2 tRNA genes are annotated in these 503 nt (G+C 40.8%); both read right to left on the bottom strand.

The window, feature by feature from the left end:
- Window positions 1–235: 235 nt before the first annotated feature.
- Window positions 236–311 (bottom strand) — tRNA-Val (locus C9J12_RS30445).
- Between the two features lie 67 nt (window positions 312–378).
- Window positions 379–454, bottom strand: a tRNA-Lys gene (locus C9J12_RS30440).
- Between the last annotated feature and the right edge of the window lie 49 nt (window positions 455–503).

Here is a 503-nt window from a genome sequence, read left to right as displayed (position 1 = left end):
TGTGTGTTTGTTTTGAGAACTCGTTTTTACCGCTCTTAAAATAAAGAGAGATAAAAACATTTGTAATTGAATCCTAAGATTCAATTTACTAGTCAGCTTTCCAGATTGTTAAAGAACATGTGTTTTTCTATCCCCTAAGAGACAAATAATCCACTTTCTAATGACTTTCAGCGACAGAAATTTGACGCAATAACCTAAGCTACTGAATCAGTATGTCGTAAAAGTATTTAGAAAGTGGTGGGCGATACCGGGCTCGAACCAGTGACCCCCTCCTTGTAAGGGAGGTGCTCTCCCAACTGAGCTAATCGCCCACGATAATTGCTTTTTATTTCCGCTTTAAAAAACAGAAGTAAATTGCTTTCCTTCGTGGAAAGGAAATGGTGGGTCGTGCAGGATTCGAACCTGCGACCAATTGATTAAAAGTCAACTGCTCTACCAACTGAGCTAACGACCCATACTTCTAAAAAGAAGTGGCGTCCCGTAGGGGAGTCGAACCCCTGTTA

It is taken from the genome of Photobacterium frigidiphilum, from assembly GCF_003025615.1.
GTDB classification, from domain to species: Bacteria; Pseudomonadota; Gammaproteobacteria; order Enterobacterales; family Vibrionaceae; genus Photobacterium; species Photobacterium frigidiphilum.
Note: the sequence above shows the minus strand (reverse complement) of the source record. Positions and strands in the feature narration are given on the sequence as shown.